This window comes from Methylobacterium sp. 142-1Y (genome assembly GCF_057747795.1).
In genome coordinates this window covers 646,896-662,500 of the sequence record NZ_CM173224.1, presented here as the reverse complement: position 1 = coordinate 662,500, position 15,605 = coordinate 646,896, and the positions used below count along the sequence as shown (strand labels likewise).

13 protein-coding genes, 2 tRNA genes and 2 rRNA genes (1 of these 17 only partly in view) are annotated in these 15,605 nt (G+C 67.9%); 11 read left to right on the top strand and 6 right to left on the bottom strand.

Translation table 11 applies throughout. The features are described from left to right. The 5 genes from AC3AOF_RS03055 to AC3AOF_RS03035 all read right to left on the bottom strand — a co-directional run. Window positions 1-427 (bottom strand): 23S ribosomal RNA (locus tag AC3AOF_RS03055) (it extends 2,376 nt beyond the left edge of the window). Window positions 428-694: 267 nt separating this feature from the next. Next, window positions 695-770: transfer RNA gene (locus tag AC3AOF_RS03050), tRNA-Ala, on the bottom strand. 39 nt (window positions 771-809) lie between these two features. Next, window positions 810-886 (bottom strand) — tRNA-Ile (locus AC3AOF_RS03045). A 150-nt stretch (window positions 887-1,036) separates the two neighbouring features. Then, window positions 1,037-2,520 (bottom strand): 16S ribosomal RNA (locus tag AC3AOF_RS03040). The 16S and 23S rRNA genes sit together here with 2 tRNA genes alongside, the layout of an rRNA operon. Before the next feature lie 457 nt (window positions 2,521-2,977). Further along, window positions 2,978-3,928 carry a 2-hydroxyacid dehydrogenase gene (locus tag AC3AOF_RS03035; RefSeq protein ID WP_236990301.1) on the bottom strand — a complete coding sequence of 317 codons (951 nt, stop codon included), beginning with the start codon at window positions 3,926-3,928 and terminating at the stop codon, window positions 2,978-2,980. A gap of 295 nt (window positions 3,929-4,223) precedes the next feature. On the opposite strand from AC3AOF_RS03035, the gene AC3AOF_RS03030 reads away from it, so the two are divergent. The 11 genes from AC3AOF_RS03030 to AC3AOF_RS02980 all read left to right on the top strand — a co-directional run bounded on the left by AC3AOF_RS03030 (window position 4,224) and on the right by AC3AOF_RS02980 (window position 14,871). Next, the gene (locus AC3AOF_RS03030) at window positions 4,224-4,892 is read left to right on the top strand and encodes a haloacid dehalogenase type II (RefSeq protein ID WP_236990300.1); all 669 of its coding nucleotides are present in this window, start codon (window positions 4,224-4,226) and stop codon (window positions 4,890-4,892) included. A 136-nt stretch (window positions 4,893-5,028) separates the two neighbouring features. After that, a complete protein-coding gene (locus tag AC3AOF_RS03025; protein WP_488347686.1) occupies window positions 5,029-6,489 on the top strand; it encodes an NAD-dependent succinate-semialdehyde dehydrogenase in 1,461 nt (486 codons plus the stop codon). Between the two features lie 84 nt (window positions 6,490-6,573). Further along, a complete protein-coding gene (locus AC3AOF_RS03020; RefSeq protein ID WP_488347685.1) occupies window positions 6,574-7,440 on the top strand; it encodes a GNAT family N-acetyltransferase in 867 nt (288 codons plus the stop codon). 299 nt (window positions 7,441-7,739) lie between these two features. Then, window positions 7,740-8,162 carry an acyl-CoA thioesterase gene (locus AC3AOF_RS03015; protein ID WP_236991048.1) on the top strand — a complete coding sequence of 141 codons (423 nt, stop codon included), beginning with the start codon at window positions 7,740-7,742 and terminating at the stop codon, window positions 8,160-8,162. 172 nt (window positions 8,163-8,334) lie between these two features. Beyond that, complete coding sequence (locus tag AC3AOF_RS03010) at window positions 8,335-9,048, top strand: GntR family transcriptional regulator (RefSeq protein ID WP_488347684.1); 714 nt, start codon at window positions 8,335-8,337, stop codon at window positions 9,046-9,048. Window positions 9,049-9,155: 107 nt separating this feature from the next. After that, complete coding sequence (locus tag AC3AOF_RS03005) at window positions 9,156-9,935, top strand: transporter substrate-binding domain-containing protein (RefSeq protein ID WP_488347683.1); 780 nt, start codon at window positions 9,156-9,158, stop codon at window positions 9,933-9,935. A gap of 81 nt (window positions 9,936-10,016) precedes the next feature. After that, window positions 10,017-10,682, top strand: a complete 666-nt coding sequence (locus AC3AOF_RS03000) for an amino acid ABC transporter permease (protein WP_236991045.1) — start codon at window positions 10,017-10,019, stop codon at window positions 10,680-10,682. A 10-nt stretch (window positions 10,683-10,692) separates the two neighbouring features. Continuing rightward, entirely contained in the window at window positions 10,693-11,358 is a 666-nt protein-coding gene (locus tag AC3AOF_RS02995) for an amino acid ABC transporter permease (RefSeq protein ID WP_488347682.1), read from the top strand. A gap of 15 nt (window positions 11,359-11,373) precedes the next feature. Beyond that, window positions 11,374-12,153, top strand: a complete 780-nt coding sequence (locus AC3AOF_RS02990; RefSeq protein ID WP_488347681.1) for an amino acid ABC transporter ATP-binding protein — start codon at window positions 11,374-11,376, stop codon at window positions 12,151-12,153. Window positions 12,154-12,185: 32 nt separating this feature from the next. Beyond that, window positions 12,186-13,109, top strand: coding sequence for an aminotransferase class IV (locus tag AC3AOF_RS02985; RefSeq protein ID WP_236991042.1), 924 nt, complete (start codon window positions 12,186-12,188; stop codon window positions 13,107-13,109). Window positions 13,110-13,119: 10 nt separating this feature from the next. Further along, complete coding sequence (locus tag AC3AOF_RS02980; protein ID WP_488347680.1) at window positions 13,120-14,871, top strand: chloride channel protein; 1,752 nt, start codon at window positions 13,120-13,122, stop codon at window positions 14,869-14,871. A gap of 43 nt (window positions 14,872-14,914) precedes the next feature. On the opposite strand, the gene AC3AOF_RS02975 is transcribed toward AC3AOF_RS02980, so the two are convergent. Then, complete coding sequence (locus AC3AOF_RS02975; RefSeq protein WP_488347679.1) at window positions 14,915-15,538, bottom strand: response regulator transcription factor; 624 nt, start codon at window positions 15,536-15,538, stop codon at window positions 14,915-14,917. Window positions 15,539-15,605 lie beyond the last annotated feature (67 nt).

Below are 15,605 nucleotides of genomic sequence, written 5' to 3'. Positions count from 1 at the left end.
TTCACGTGTCCCGCCTTACTCGTGTCCTGGCATTGGCTTGTCCCGTACGGGGCTGTCACCCATCCTGCCGGCCATTCCAGGCCGTTCCGGTAAGCGTCATGCCAGGCGCTGGCCTGGTCCGCGTTCGCTCGCCACTACTGACGGAGTCTCGTTGATGTCCTTTCCTCCGGGTACTGAGATGTTTCAGTTCCCCGGGTTCGCTTCAAACCCCTATGAATTCAGGATTTGATACCTTCTCAAACCATCGTAGCGCAGACCCAGGATCGCTCCTGGACCTACGATACGGTGGCTGAAGGTGGGTTTCCCCATTCGGAGATCCTCGGATCAAAGCTCGTTCGCAGCTCCCCAAGGCTTATCGCAGCGTACCACGTCCTTCATCGCCTCTCAGCGCCAAGGCATCCACCAGATGCTCTTAAGGCACTTGATCGCTCTCATGATCGGTGTCCGGTGGTGACCGACAGCCGTAGCTGTCGTCACCGCCATCCACGGTCACGATAAAGACCGGCAGCCACCGCTTTCGCAGCGACTGCCTTATGCTTGCCGAACGCACCCGAGCCGGCCGCTTTCGCAACGGCCCGGGCACATTCCCTCTTCACGATGTCAGATATCCGCAGCCACCCGCTGATGCGTTGATGGTTGCGAAGCTCTTTGATCCGGACGACCCTCGACCTCACTGCCGATTGGCAGGGGAGGGTGGTGGAGCTGGACGGGATCGAACCGACGACCTCATGCTTGCAAAGCACGCGCTCTCCCAACTGAGCTACAGCCCCGTGGGACGCCGCTCATCGGCAGAGGTCATCTCCTGATCCTGGTGGGCCTGGGACGACTCGAACGTCCGACCTCACCCTTATCAGGGGTGCGCTCTAACCACCTGAGCTACAGGCCCGTCGCTGGTTCCACCAGCGTGTCCGGATGATGAGAAAGAGAAACGAAGACGGCGCGTCCCGCCAAATGAACCCTGACTGGGTTCTGATTCCAATGACGCCGTACGAGGAGAGGACCGGTCACCCGATCATCCTGCCAACAGCATCCTTAGAAAGGAGGTGATCCAGCCGCAGGTTCCCCTACGGCTACCTTGTTACGACTTCACCCCAGTCGCTGACCCTACCGTGGTCGCCTGCCCCCTTGCGGTTGGCGCAGCGCCGTCGGGTAAGACCAACTCCCATGGTGTGACGGGCGGTGTGTACAAGGCCCGGGAACGTATTCACCGTGGCGTGCTGATCCACGATTACTAGCGATTCCGCCTTCATGCACCCGAGTTGCAGAGTGCAATCCGAACTGAGACGGCTTTTGGGGATTCGCTCCAGGTCGCCCCTTCGCTGCCCATTGTCACCGCCATTGTAGCACGTGTGTAGCCCATCCCGTAAGGGCCATGAGGACTTGACGTCATCCACACCTTCCTCGCGGCTTATCACCGGCAGTCTCCCCAGAGTGCCCAACCAAATGATGGCAACTAGGGACGTGGGTTGCGCTCGTTGCGGGACTTAACCCAACATCTCACGACACGAGCTGACGACAGCCATGCAGCACCTGTGTGCACGCCTCCGAAGAGGACAACGGATCTCTCCGCCTAACATGCCATGTCAAGGGATGGTAAGGTTCTGCGCGTTGCGTCGAATTAAACCACATGCTCCACCGCTTGTGCGGGCCCCCGTCAATTCCTTTGAGTTTTAATCTTGCGACCGTACTCCCCAGGCGGAATGCTTAATGCGTTAGCGGCGCCACTGACCTGCATGCAGACCAACGGCTAGCATTCATCGTTTACAGCGTGGACTACCAGGGTATCTAATCCTGTTTGCTCCCCACGCTTTCGCGCCTCAGCGTCAGAACCGGACCAGACAGCCGCCTTCGCCACTGGTGTTCTTGCGAATATCTACGAATTTCACCTCTACACTCGCAGTTCCGCTGTCCTCTTCCGGTCTCAAGCCAACCAGTATCGAAGGCCATTCCGTGGTTGAGCCACGGGCTTTCACCCTCGACTAAATCAGCCGCCTACGCGCCCTTTACGCCCAGTGATTCCGAGCAACGCTAGCCCCCTTCGTATTACCGCGGCTGCTGGCACGAAGTTAGCCGGGGCTTATTCCTCCGGTACCGTCATTATCGTCCCGGAGAAAAGAGCTTTACAACCCTAAGGCCGTCATCACTCACGCGGCATGGCTGGATCAGGGTTGCCCCCATTGTCCAATATTCCCCACTGCTGCCTCCCGTAGGAGTCTGGGCCGTGTCTCAGTCCCAGTGTGGCTGATCATCCTCTCAGACCAGCTACTGATCGTCGCCTTGGTGAGCCGTAACCTCACCAACTAGCTAATCAGACGCGGGCCGATCCTTCGGCAGTCAAGCCTTTCCCCATAAGGGCGTATCCGGTATTAGCTCAAGTTTCCCTGAGTTATTCCGAACCGAAGGGCACGTTCCCACGCGTTACTCACCCGTCTGCCGCTGACCCCGAAGGGCCCGCTCGACTTGCATGTGTTAAGCCTGCCGCCAGCGTTCGCTCTGAGCCAGGATCAAACTCTCAAGTTGAAGAGCTGATCATAGCTGATCACAACTAAAACGGAGGCTCACGACCGATCGGCGTTTCCACCGGATCGTGTGAGCACCGAAACGTCGGATCAGCATCATCCTACTCATGATCCCACCCGAAGGCAGGATCCGCAGGGACGACGCCGTCCACGCTTCTCTTTCTCGTATGAACTTGTCAAAGAGCGGGTCGGGCCGGGAGCCAGACCTCGTACCCCGGAGAACAGAAAGCCGAGCCGGGTTTCCCTGGCCCTTGCTTCACCATCTCTGGGGAAGTCCTTCGCGGCGGCCAGTTCGTCGGCGCCCCGTCGGTGAGCGGCTGTCTAAGGGTAGCCGGCTCGCCTGTCAACACAGCCCTATCCGAGGATCGCGGCCAGGGCGACAGGGGAGGGGATTGCCCACGCCCTGCCGACACCGCATCCCAAAATGGGGATGCACGTCCTGCGTTCAAGAGCCGGATTCAGTATCCCTGCAAGCGGTCGACAGCGTGCGCGATCGGCTCGCCGCGCAGATGCGCGCGCACGCCCTGGATCACCTGCCGGGCGGCACCGGCCGGCTGGGTGGCACTCGCGATGTGCGGCGTCGCGAGCACCAGGGGATGTGCAAGGAGCGAATGATCGGCCGGCGGCGGCTCGGCCGCGAGCACGTCGAGGACGGCGCCCGAGAGCCGGCCGTTCTCGAGGGCGGCGAGCAGGTCGGCCTCGACCACGTGGCCGCCGCGACCGGTATTCACCAGGGCGGCACCGGCGGGCAGGCGGGCGAACAGGTCGCGATTCAGGATCCCGCGGGTCGCACCCGTGAGCGGCAGCAGGCAGACCAGGATGTCGGTGCCGGACAGGAAGTCGCTCAAGGTCGCGTCGCCTGCGAAGGTCTCGACCCCGTCGATGGACTTCGACGACGCGCTCCAGCCGCGGATCGGGAAGCCGAAGCTGCGCAAGGCCTGTGCTGCCGCCTGGCCGAGAACGCCGAGACCCATGATGCCGACCCGGCGCTCCGCTGCCGGCCGCACCGGCCGCGGGGTCCAGCGCCCGGCAGCCTGCTCGGTCCGGTAGAACGGGAGGTCGCGGTGGAGCGCCAGCACCGCCATGACGACGTACTCGACCATCGAGGCGGTGAGGTTGGGATCGACCATCCGCACCACCTGCACGGCTTGCGGCAGATCATGGACGGGGAGGTGGTCGATGCCGGCCCCGATGCAGAACAGCACGTCTAGGTTCGGCATCGCGCGGGGGAGATCCCCCGGCGGCGTCCAGGCGACGAGATAGGGTGCATCGGCCGCCTCGCCCTCCGGCGCCCAGTCGAGGAGGCGCAGATCCGGCGCCTCGCGGGTAAAGATGTCGTGCCAGATGGCGCCGCGCACCGGGTCCGACTTGTAGGCGACGAGGGGCCGAGCGGTAAGAGGGGCGGTCATCGGGGGCCTCGCTGGCTCGAAGAGGCGGCAGCCCTCCGGGCGGAGCCGCCGATGGACCGATCATAGGAAGGCTCGACCCGCGGGAGACGCTGAATCACCGGGCGCCGTCAGACGGAACGACGTGGCGGGCGCCCCGTGGCGGCAGAGGCTGCCGCACCGGGGTGCCCGGCACGACATGCCGTCCGGCAACGGCGAAAGCGCAGGAACACCACTTCCAAGGGCAGCACATCGGCGTCCGAGCGCAGCCGGTGGCCCTTAGGGTTCCACTACGGTTGAACACCGCAGGGAGATCCCGATGACCCGCCTGGCCCCCAAGTTCATCACCTTCGATTGCTACGGCACTCTGATCTACTTCGAGATGGCGCCGGTCGCTCGCCGCCTCTACGCCGACCGGGTGCCGGCGGAGCGGATGGACGCCTTCGTGGCCGACTTCTCGGCCTACCGCCTCGACGAGGTCCTCGGCCCTTGGAAGCCCTACAAGGACGTGGTCGCCAATTCTCTCATCCGCACCTGCAAGGCCAACGGCGTCGCGTACCGCGACAGCGACGCCGACGCGGTCTACGCCGCGGTGCCGACCTGGGGCCCGCATCCGGACGTCGTCGAGGGGCTGGCCAAGGTCGCCAAGGAATTCCCCCTGGTGATCCTGTCGAACTCGATGAAGGAGCTGATCCCGCACTCGGTCGCCAAGCTCGGCGCGCCGTTCCACGGCGCTTACACGGCGGAAGAGGCTCAGGCCTACAAGCCGCGCATGCAAGCCTTCGAGTACATGTTCGACCAACTCGGCTGCGGCCCCGAGGACGTGCTGCACTGCTCCTCGAGCTTCCGTTACGACCTGATGACCGCGCATGACTTGCGCATCACCAACAAGGTATGGGTCAACCGCGGCCACGAGCCGGCCAACCCCTATTACGGCTACCACGAGATCAAGGACATCGGCGGCCTGCCGGGCCTGCTCGGCCTGTAAGGAGGCAAGCCCGGCCGATCTCGCGATCCCGAACGGTCGCCGCGATCCAGCCCCGGAGCGCGGCCGCCGGACGAGCGAGGCTCGACGCGCGCCACGGCCCGATCCACCCCCCGACTTTACGCCCCGAGGACGACCCATGTTCACCAAGGACCGCCTGCGCGATCCCGCGCTCCTGCGCTTCCAGGCCTTCATCGCCGGCGAGTGGCGCGACGCCGATGCAGGCGGCAGCCTCGCCGTGACCGATCCGGCGACGGGCGAGACCATCGGTCCGGTGCCGGATTGCGGTGGCGCCGAGACCCGTGCGGCGATCGCGGCCGCCGAGGCCGCCTTTCCGGCCTGGCGCCGCACCTCGCCGGCCGAGCGCGCCGCGATCCTGGAGCGCTGGAACGCCCTGATCCTCGAGAATGCCGAGGACCTGGCGGCGATCATGACCGCCGAGCAGGGCAAGCCGCTGGCGGAAGCCCGCGGCGAGGTCGCCTACGGCGCGAGCTTCGTGAAGTGGTTCGCGGAAGAAGCCCGCCGCATCACCGGCGACGTGTTCACCGCACCGGTCGGCGACCGCCGGGTGCTGGTGCTCAAGGAGCCGGTCGGCGTCTGCGCGGCGATCACGCCGTGGAACTTCCCGATCGCGATGATCACCCGCAAGGTGGCGCCGGCCTTCGCCGCCGGCTGCCCGATCGTGGTCAAGCCCGCCGACCTGACACCGTTCTCGGCGCTCGCGCTCGCGGTGCTCGCCGAGCGGGCCGGGGTGCCGAAGGGTGTATTCAGCGTCGTCACCGGCTCGCCTGGGCCGATCGGCGCCGAGATGACCGGCAGCGAGACCGTGCGCAAGCTGTCTTTCACCGGTTCGACCGCGGTCGGGCGCCTGCTGATGGCCCAGTCGGCGCCCACCATCAAGCGGCTGAGCCTGGAACTCGGCGGCAACGCGCCGTTCATCGTGTTCGACGATGCCGATCTCGACCAGGCGATTGCCGGCGTCATGGCCTCGAAATTCCGCAATGCCGGCCAGACCTGCGTCTGCGCCAACCGGATCCTGGTGCAGGACGGCATCCACGACCGCTTCGCCGCCCGCCTCGCCGAGGCCGCGGCCAAGCTCCAGGTCGGCAACGGCTTCGAGGCCGGGGTTACCGTCGGCCCCCTGATCAACGATGCCGCCGCCGCCAAGGTGACGGCGCATCTCGACGACGCGCTCAAGCAAGGTGCCCGGCTGGTCGCGGGCGATCCGGATGCCGTGCGCGGTCGCTTCGTGCCGCCGCTGGTCCTGACCGGCGCCGATACGGGGATGCGGCTCGCCGTGGAGGAGACCTTCGGGCCACTCGCGCCGCTAATGCGCTTCTCCCGCGAGGAGGATGCGATCGCCATCGCCAATGCGACGCCGTTCGGCCTCGCCTCGTACTTCTACACCTCCGACATCCGTCGGGCGTGGCGGGTCGGCGAGGCGCTGGAATTCGGCATGGTCGGGCTCAACACCGGCACGGTCTCGATGGAGGCGGCGCCCTTCGGCGGCGTCAAGCAGTCGGGCCTCGGACGCGAGGGCTCGGCCTACGGCATCGACGAGTACCTGGAGCTGAAGTCGCTCCATATGGGCGGTCTCTGACCATCTCCAACCCTCCGGCACCCCGGCTCTCGACACGGAGCGGGCTGCCGCTTTCGATCTCTTGCTCTTAGGAGACCCGACGCGATGACCCATTCAGCCCAGATCGCGTCGGCGGACGCCGCCCCGACGATCCGTCCGATGACCGAAGCCGACATCGAGGCGGCGCACGGCCTCTCGATCGAGGCGCGCTGGCCGCACCGGGCGGAGGATTGGCGCATGATGCTGGAGGTCGGTCACGGCCTGGTTGCCTATGACGAGGCCAGCCGGGTGATGGGCTCGGCGATGTGGTGGCCCTTCGGAGCGCGGCTCGCCACCATCGGCATGGTGATCGTCTCGCCGCAGATGCAGGGCAAGGGGATCGGTCGGCGGCTGATGCGGGAACTCTTCGCCGCGGCGGGCGACCGCACGATCCGGCTTACCTCCACGGTCGCGGGCCGGCCCCTCTACGAATCCGAGGGTTTTCGCGTGACCGGCGGCAACACGCAGTACCAAGGCATCGTGAACGCGTCCGCCGCTGTCGACGACCCGCGGGTGCGCCCGGCGGTCGAGGCCGACTGGCCCGCCATCGCCATGCTCGATCGCGAAGCGGTCGGCGGCGACCGGGCCCGGCTGCTGGACGTGTTGCGCGGGGTGGCCCGGACCTTCGTTATCGAGGAAGAGGGCCGCATCACCGGCTTCTCGATCTGCCGGCCTTTTGGCCGTGGCCACATCGCGGGCCCGACCGTGGCACCGGACGCCGAGGCCGCCATCGCGCTGCTGAGCCCGCACGTGCGGGCTCGTGCCGACGCGTTCCTGCGCATCGATACGCCGGAGCGCAACGGGCCGCTCGTCGCTTTCGCGGAGGCTTGCGGCCTCGCCAACGTCGATGTGTCCGTGACGATGACACGCGGCCTGCCGCCCCGGATCGGCCCGGCCCGGCCTTTCACCCTGGCCAACCAGGCTCTGGGATAAACGGGGAGCGGCGGGGTGGCGCTCGCCCAGCCGACTCTCCTGCCGGAGAGGATCGGGAGCGATGCTTCCGGTCCTCTTTACCATGCGAGGAAAGCGCTCCTGCGATCTGCAACCGGGGGACATGACCACCTTCAGTCGGCCCAGTTCAGCCGCGAATGCAGTTCGCATAAGGATGATTATGGAATGTTCGAGCATGCCCGCCCGGGTGCCGGGCCGAATGCCGAAATTTCGAACTTACCCTGGGCGACGTACGCTTTAAGAAGGATCCCGTCCTCGTCCTCCTGCAACAGATCCTGCCGATGCCCAGCACTCCGCCCGAAGCCGCCGCCTGGGGTCCCCCGGTCATCCGCACCATCGCCATGCCGGCCGATACCAACCCGGCCGGCGACATCTTCGGCGGCTGGCTCATGGCGCAGATGGATCTCGCCGCCGGCAATGTGGCGGCCCGCCGGGCGCGGGGGCGCTGCGCCACCATCGCCGTCGAGGGCATGACATTCCTGCAGCCGGTCGTCGTCGGCGACGAGGTCAGCCTCTACGCGAAGATCGTTTCGGTGGGCCGCTCTTCGATCCGCATCCAGATCGAGGCCTGGCGCCGCGCCCGGGAGAGCGAGGAAACCATCAAGGTCACCCAGGCGCTGTTCACCTTCGTGGCGATCGACGAATCCAGGCGCCCGCGCCCGGTGCCGCCGGAGGCCGCGTCCGAGGCGCCGGGTCCGGCGTGAGCTTCCAGGCCCACGCCCGTCCGGCCTCGGCCCTGGGCCGCCGAAGGCCCATCTGACACGTCGAGAGGCCGCACGTCGGGTACGGGCGCGGCGCTGATGCTCGAAAATCGTGCACGCCCTCTCTTGCGTCAGTCCGTCGATTGTTGACAATCGACGATGAGAGAGGCCACGGATGAACGCCCAGCGCCCGAGACCCGCGACCGACGGCTTTGCCCGCGTCCCCAAGGACACGTTCCGAAGCCGCATCGCCGACAGCCTCCGGAACGCGATTCTCGGCGGCGACATCGCGCCCGGCTCGCAGCTCGTCGAGACGGCGCTCGCAGAGCAGTTCGGCGTGAGCCGCGGCCCGTTGCGCGAGGCGATCCGGCAGCTGATCGAGGAAGGCATTCTTGAGACGGTTCCCTACACGGGGACCTACGTCATCGACATCTCGGTCAAGGACGTCGACGAGATCTACTCGATCCGCCGCAACCTGGAGACTTTCGCGTTCGAGCTGGTCTGGGACCGGCGCGGCGCGGCGTTTCGGAGCGAACTGCAGCGCCGGCACGAGGCCCTCACGGCGACGATCGATGCGGGTGACGACAAGGCCAGCATCCTCGCCGAGCTGAGCTTTCACGGCGCGGTCTACGAGGCGACCGGGCATTCCTTCCTGCTGCACGTCTGGCATGGCCTGCGCGGCCGGCTGCAGCTCTACTGGGCGGCCCATCACCGCGCCCACGGGCTGCGCGGGCCCCGTCGCGACGGGCACGACACCTATCTGCGCCTCGCCCTCGGCGACGACTGGGAGGCGATGCGCGGCGAGATCGAGAGCCACATGCGTCGCGGCGCCGAGCAGACCAAGGCCTTCCTCGACGAGCGCGAGCGCCGGCAGGAGGCGCGCCCGTGAACGCCGCGCCGATCATGCCGCCTGCGAAGGGCTCGGCCCTGCCCGCAGCCGACGACGAGACGAAGCGCGCCGCAGGCCGGCGACCGAACCACCCCAGGAGAGCATCCATGACCCGTCGCCGCGACTTCCTCGCTCTCGCCCTCGCCTCGGCGGGGACGATGGCCGGCCTGCGCCCCGCCGCGGCTCAGGGGACGAACTCGCTCGACCGCATCATGCGGAGCGGCCGCCTGCGCATCGGCGTCACCTCGGCTGAGCCGTGGTTCTTCAAGGACCCGATGGCCGGGACCTGGAGCGGCGTCGGCATCGATCTCGGCAACGCGCTGGCGAGCGACCTCGGCGTGACCATGGTGCCGGTGGAGACGAGCTGGGCGAATTGCGTCGCGGCGATCCAGGCCGACCAGATCGACGTCATGTTCGTCCTCGACCCGACCGAGGAACGCCGCAAGGCGATCGACTTTCCCGACAGCCCCCTCTTCTACTACGCCGCCGGCGCCCTCGTGCGGCCCGACCAGACGGCGACCGCGTGGTCCGACCTCGACAAGCCCGGCATCCGCATCGGTGTGACGCTCGGTACCTCGGTCGACCGTACGGTGACCGAGACCCTGAAATCCGCCAGCATCAGCCGGTTCTCGAACAACGACGAGGCGGTGGCCGCCTTCGCGGCCAAGCGCGTCGATGCCGTCGCGCAGTTCCATCCGGCCCTGGTGGTGCAATATGCCCGGCTCAAGCTCGGCAAGGTGATGCTCTTGAAGCCGGTCACCCCCGTCGCCACCAGCGCCGGCATCCGCCGGGACGGCGATCCGGCGTTCAAGGATTGGCTCAGCGCGCGCTTCGCCGCCCTCTACGCTGCCGGCAAGCCGCAGGAGTATTTTTCGAAATACCTCTAGGCCCGAGGCATCGATCCGGCGACCGTCCCCGGCCTCGTGCGCGAGAAGTGGGCCTGACGACCCACACCGGGGAGGACGGTCATGAATTACACCTGGGACTTCATGCCCGTCCTGCGCCATCTCGACATGCTGGCGCTCGGGCTCCTGAACACCGTCAAGATCGCGGCCGTGTCGATCGTGCTCGGCGTCGGATTCGGGCTCGTTCTGGCGCTGATGCGGCTGTCGTCGTCCCGCCTCGTGCGGGCGCCGGCGACGGGCTTCATCGAGTTCTACCGCAACACGCCGCCGATCGTGCATTTCTTCTGGTTCTTCTACGCGCTGCCGGTTCTGGCCGATATCAGCCTCGATCCCCTCGCCGCGGCGATCCTGGCGCTCTCGACCCAGTCCGGAGCGTTCTATGCCGAGGTGTTTCGCGGCGGTATCGTCTCGATCGAGAGGGGCCAGTGGGAGGGCGCCAAGGCCATCGGCATGAGCCGGGCGCAAGTCATGCGCCGGGTGATCCTGCCGCAGGCGGTCGGCCGCATGGTGCCGCCCTTCGTCGAGCGCTCCTTCGAGCTGACGAAGACCACGGCGCTCGCCTCCACCCTCGCCTATGGCGAGCTCCTCTACCAGGCGATGCAGGTCAACAGCCAGACCTTCCGGCCGCTCGAAGTCTACACCGTGGTGGCTCTCCTTTATCTCGTTCTGCTGATCACCGCGAGTGCGCTGGCGCGCCTGGCCGAGCAGCGCCTGACCGCCTATCGCTGAGGTCCCGGACATGACCTACGACTGGGATTTCAGCCTGCTCGTGCAGAACTGGCCGGTGCTGCTGCGCGGCCTCCTCGTCACGGTGGAACTCTGGATTCCCGCCATGGCGGCCGGGCTCGTGCTCGGTTTTCTCCTCGGCCTCGCCCGGCTGTCCCGTTCGGGCTGGATCGCGAAGCCGGCGCTCGGCGCTATCGAGGTGTTCCGGGGCACGCCGGTCCTGATCCAGCTGATCTGGTTCTTCTACGCCTGCCCGATCGTCATCGGCGTCCAGCTCACGCCCTTCGTGGCGGCCCTGCTCGGGCTCACCCTCAACACCGCCGCCTATTGCGCCGAGATCTTTCGCGGCGGGATCCAGTCGATCCCGAAGGGCCAGTTCGAGGGCGCGCGGGCGCTCGGCATGACCCGATCCCATGCGATGCGGCGGGTGATCCTGCCGCAGGTCCTGCGCCGGATGCTACCGGCCTTCACCAATCGCGCCATCGAACTCGCGAAGGTGACCTCGCTCGCCTCCGTGCTCTCGGTACACGAACTGATGTATCAGGGGCGGCTCTTGAGCTCGACCTATTACCGGCCGCTCGAGATTCTGACGAGTGTGGCGATCGTCTATTTCGTCCTGATCTATCCGGGCAGCGTCCTCTCCGCCCGCCTGGAGCGGCGTCTGGCCGCCCGCAGCTGAAGGATTTCGCCCGCGATGACCACACCGTCGATCGAGGTTCACGATCTCCACAAGTCGTTCGGGCCGCACGAGGTCCTGCGCGGTATCGACCTCAAGGTGATGCCGGGCGAGCGCGTCGCGATCATCGGCGGCTCGGGCTCGGGCTCGGGCAAGAGCACGCTCCTGCGCTGCCTCAACTTCATGGAGATGCCGACGCGGGGGCGGATCGCCCTCGACGGCCGTGTGCTCGGCCGGCCGGGCCGGGACGGCGCGACCCTCTATCCGGAGAGCGAGCTGTGCGGGGTGCGCCGGCGCGTCGGCATGGTGTTCCAGCAGTTCAACCTCTTCCCGCACCAGACGGCGCGCGAGAACGTCATGGAAGGCCTCGTCACCGTGAAGGGCATGAAGCGGGCGGAAGCCCGCGCCCGGGCGGAGGCGGAACTCGGCAAGGTCGGCCTGTCCGAGAAGCGCGACGCCTATCCGAGCCGGCTCTCCGGCGGCCAGCAGCAGCGGGTGGCGATCGCCCGAGCGCTGGCGATGGACCCCGAGATCCTGCTTTTCGACGAGCCCACCTCCTCCCTCGATCCAGAACTGGTCGGCGAGGTGCTTCGGGTGATCCGCGGTCTTGCCGAGGAAGGGCGCACCATGCTCCTCGTCACCCACGAACTTGGCTTCGCCTACCACTTCGCCACGAAGGTGGTCTTCCTGGCCGACGGCCGCTTCGACGAGGTCGGCACCCCCGACGAAGTGCTGAAAGCCCCGCGCGGCGAGCGGACCCGCAGCTTCCTCGCCCGCCACAGCGAATTCGCGTTCTGACGCGCCTCCCGTCATCTTTCGAGGGATTTCCTTTGTCCGGCACCCAGACCACCAGCGCGTCGAGCGCGCAGGGCTATCTCGACGATCCCCGCAACGACGGCGTGCTCGTCTATGTGAACGGCGAGTTCGTCCCCCGCGACCGGGCGTCGGTCTCGGTCTTCGATGCCGGTTTCGTGCTCGGCGACGGCGTGTGGGAGGGCCTGCGCCTCGTCAACGGCAAGCTGCTCGCCCTCGACGACCACATGGACCGGCTCTACGAGGGCGCGGGCTCGATCGCCCTCGATATCGGGCTCGCCCGCGAGGAGATAGTCGCGGCGATCCGGGCGACCCTCGACCGCAACGGGATGCGGGACGGCGCCCATATCCGCCTGATGGTCACCCGCGGCCGCAAGCGCACGCCGAACCAGGATCCCCGCTTCGCTCTGGGCCGGGCGACGATCGTCATCATCGCCGAGTACAAGACCCCGCGGCCCGAGGCCAAGGCGGCCGGGCTCAGCCTCATGACCTCGACCATCCGGTGCAGCACGCCGGACGTGTTCGACCTCCGGCTCAACTCGCATAGCCGCCTCAACTTCATCCAGGCGCTGATCCAGGCGATCAATTGCGGGGCCGACGAGGCCTTGATGCTCGACCAGTCCGGCTTCGTGGCGAGCTGCAACTCGACGAACTTCTTCATCGTCCGAAAAGGCGAGCTGTGGACCTCGACGGGGCGGTGCAACTTCAAGGGCATCACCCACCGCAAGGTGATGGAGGTCTGGCGCGAGGCCGGCGGCACCGTGCGCGAGCTCGACTTCACCCTGGCCGAGACCTATGCCGCCGAGGAAGCCTTCGTGACCGGGACGCTCGGCGGCATCACTCCGGTGACCCGGATCGACGGCCGCCGCATCGGCACCGGCGCGCCGGGCCCGGTCACCGCCGAGGTCGCCCGGCTCTACCAGGCCTATACGCTCCGCTAGGATCGCCGCGATGGCCTTGCGCCGGGCGGCCGCGTGGCGGCCCTCCTTCGTCCTGCGCCGCCTCGTGCGGCAGGAGGAGATCCTCGTCGCGCTGCTCTCGGGCCTCGTCGGGTTCCTCGCCGGGCTCGTCGTCGCCGCGATGGTCCTGGCGGCGCGGGCGATGCATGTCCGGCTGTTCGGCCTGCCGAGCGAGGCGCTGAGCGGGGCCGAGGCGGTCGCGCCCTGGCGGGCGCTCCTGGTCCCGGCCCTCGGCGGGCTGCTCCTCGGGGGCTTCGGCATTCTGCTCGCCCGCTACCGCCGGACCGGCCGCATCGTCGACCCGATCGAGGCCAACGCCCTCCATGGCGGCCGGATCTCGGGGCGCGACAGCCTGATCGTCGTGGCGCAGACCCTCCTGTCGAACGGCTTCGGTGCCTCGGTGGGCATGGAGGCGGGCTACACCCAGGCGGCGGGTGCGCTTGCCTCCAAGCTCGGCCGGGCGTTCCGGCTCCGGCGCAGCGACATGCGGGTGATCGTCGGTGCCGGCACCGCGGGGGCCATTGCCGCCGCCTTCGACGCGCCGCTCACCGGCGCCTTCTACGCCTTCGAACTGGTGATCGGGGCCTACGCGATCGGCTCGCTGGCGCCGGTCGCCGCGGCGTCGATCTGCGCGGTCGGCGCCATGCGGCTTCTCGTCGAGCCGTCCTCGTTCCAGATCGGGTTCGCCGGGACGCTGGCGCTTCGCGACTACGCGCCGATCCTCGCGATGGGCTTCGTCTGCGCGGGCGTCGCCATCGCGGTGATGCGCGGCGTGCCCCTCGTCGAGGCGGGTTTCCGCCGCAGCGGCGTGCCGGTCCCGTTGCAGCCGGCCCTCGGCGGGCTCGCCGTGGGGGCCCTCGCCCTCGTCACCCCGGCCGTGCTCTCCTCGGGCCACAGCGCCCTGCATGTCGGGTTCGAGGCGTTCTACACCCCGGCCTTCCTGGTCGCGCTGATCGTCCTGAAGGCGGTCGCCTCCGCCATCTCGATCGGCAGCGGCTTTCGCGGCGGCCTGTTCTTCGCCTCGCTCTTCCTCGGCGCGATGCTGGGCAAGCTCGTCGCCTTCGCGTGGATGTCGCTGTTCTCGCTCCAGGTCCCGGCGGTGGTGCTCGGCATCGTCGGGATGAGCGCCATGGCGACGGCGATCCTCGGCGGTCCGCTCACCATGGCGTTCCTCGCGCTCGAGACCACCGGCAGCCTGCCGCTCACCATCGCGGTGCTGGCGGCCTCGGTCGTCGCCTCGCTGACGGTGCGGCGGACCTTCGGCTATTCCTTCGCGACGTGGCGCTTCCACCTGCGCGGCGAATCGATCCGCAGCGCACTCGATGTCGGCTGGATCCGCAGCCTCACCGTCGGACGGACCATGCGGCCGGACATCCGCACCGTGCGGGTCGACATGCCGGTCAAGGGCTTCCGGCGTGAATTCCCCCTGGGCTCGACGCAGCGGGTCGTCGTGCTCGGCACCGACGGCCTCTATGCCGGCATGGCCTACGTTCAGGAACTGCACGATGCAGCGCGCGAGGTCGAAGCGCTCGGCGAGGTCCTGCACCTGTGCGACGAGGTCCTGACGCCGGAGATGAACGTGAAGGAGGCGCTCGCGGTGTTCGAGCGGGCGGAGGCCGATGCGCTCGCGGTGGTGGCCGGTGCCCGCGACCGGCGGGTGATCGGCCTCCTGACGGAGCAGCACGCGCTACGCCGCTACAGCGAGGAACTGGACCGCACGAGCCGCGACCTGGCGCCGACCTGAGCGCCCTGCCCCGCTATGGCCTTGCCCGGGGCCTCACGGCCGGTCACCGCTGGCGGGGCGCGTCGATGCCGAGTTCGCTCGCCATCCGGACGAGGTCGGCCAGCGAGCGGGCCTCCATCTTCGCCATCACCCGTCTTTTGTGGACCTTGGCGGTGATCTCCGAGACGCCGAGCTCCGCGGCGATCTGCTTGTTCATCAGGCCGCCGATGGCGAGGCCGAACACGTCGCGCTCGCGGCCAGTGAGGGAGGCAAGCCGGCCCGCGAGCGCGGCCTGGGCGGCTTGGGCGGCCTGGGCGGCGGCGTCGAGGGCGAGCGCCCGCGCGATCGCCTCCAGGATCGCCTCGTCGTCGGCGGGCTTCGTCAGGAATTCGACCGCCCCGCCCCGCATCGCCCGCACGGTCATCGGGATCGTGCCGTAGCCGGTCAGGAAGACGATCGGGATCGTGGTGCCGGAGGCCTGGAACCGGGCCTGGACGTCGAGGCCGCTCTCGTCGGTCAGCCGCACGTCGAGGAGGATGCAGGCGGGCCGGGCGATGCCCGGATCGGCAAGCAGCGCCGAGGCGTCGGCGTAGCCCAGGGCCTTCAGACCGGCCGAGACGCAGAGGCGCACGAGCGCCGTCCGCAGGGCCGCGTCGTCGTCGACGATGTGAACGGTGCCGGTCTGCATGAGGCTGGGTTTTGCGCTGCGTCTCCCGCGGTGGGCTCGCCGTCGGGCCCTTCGGGTAGCGCGACCT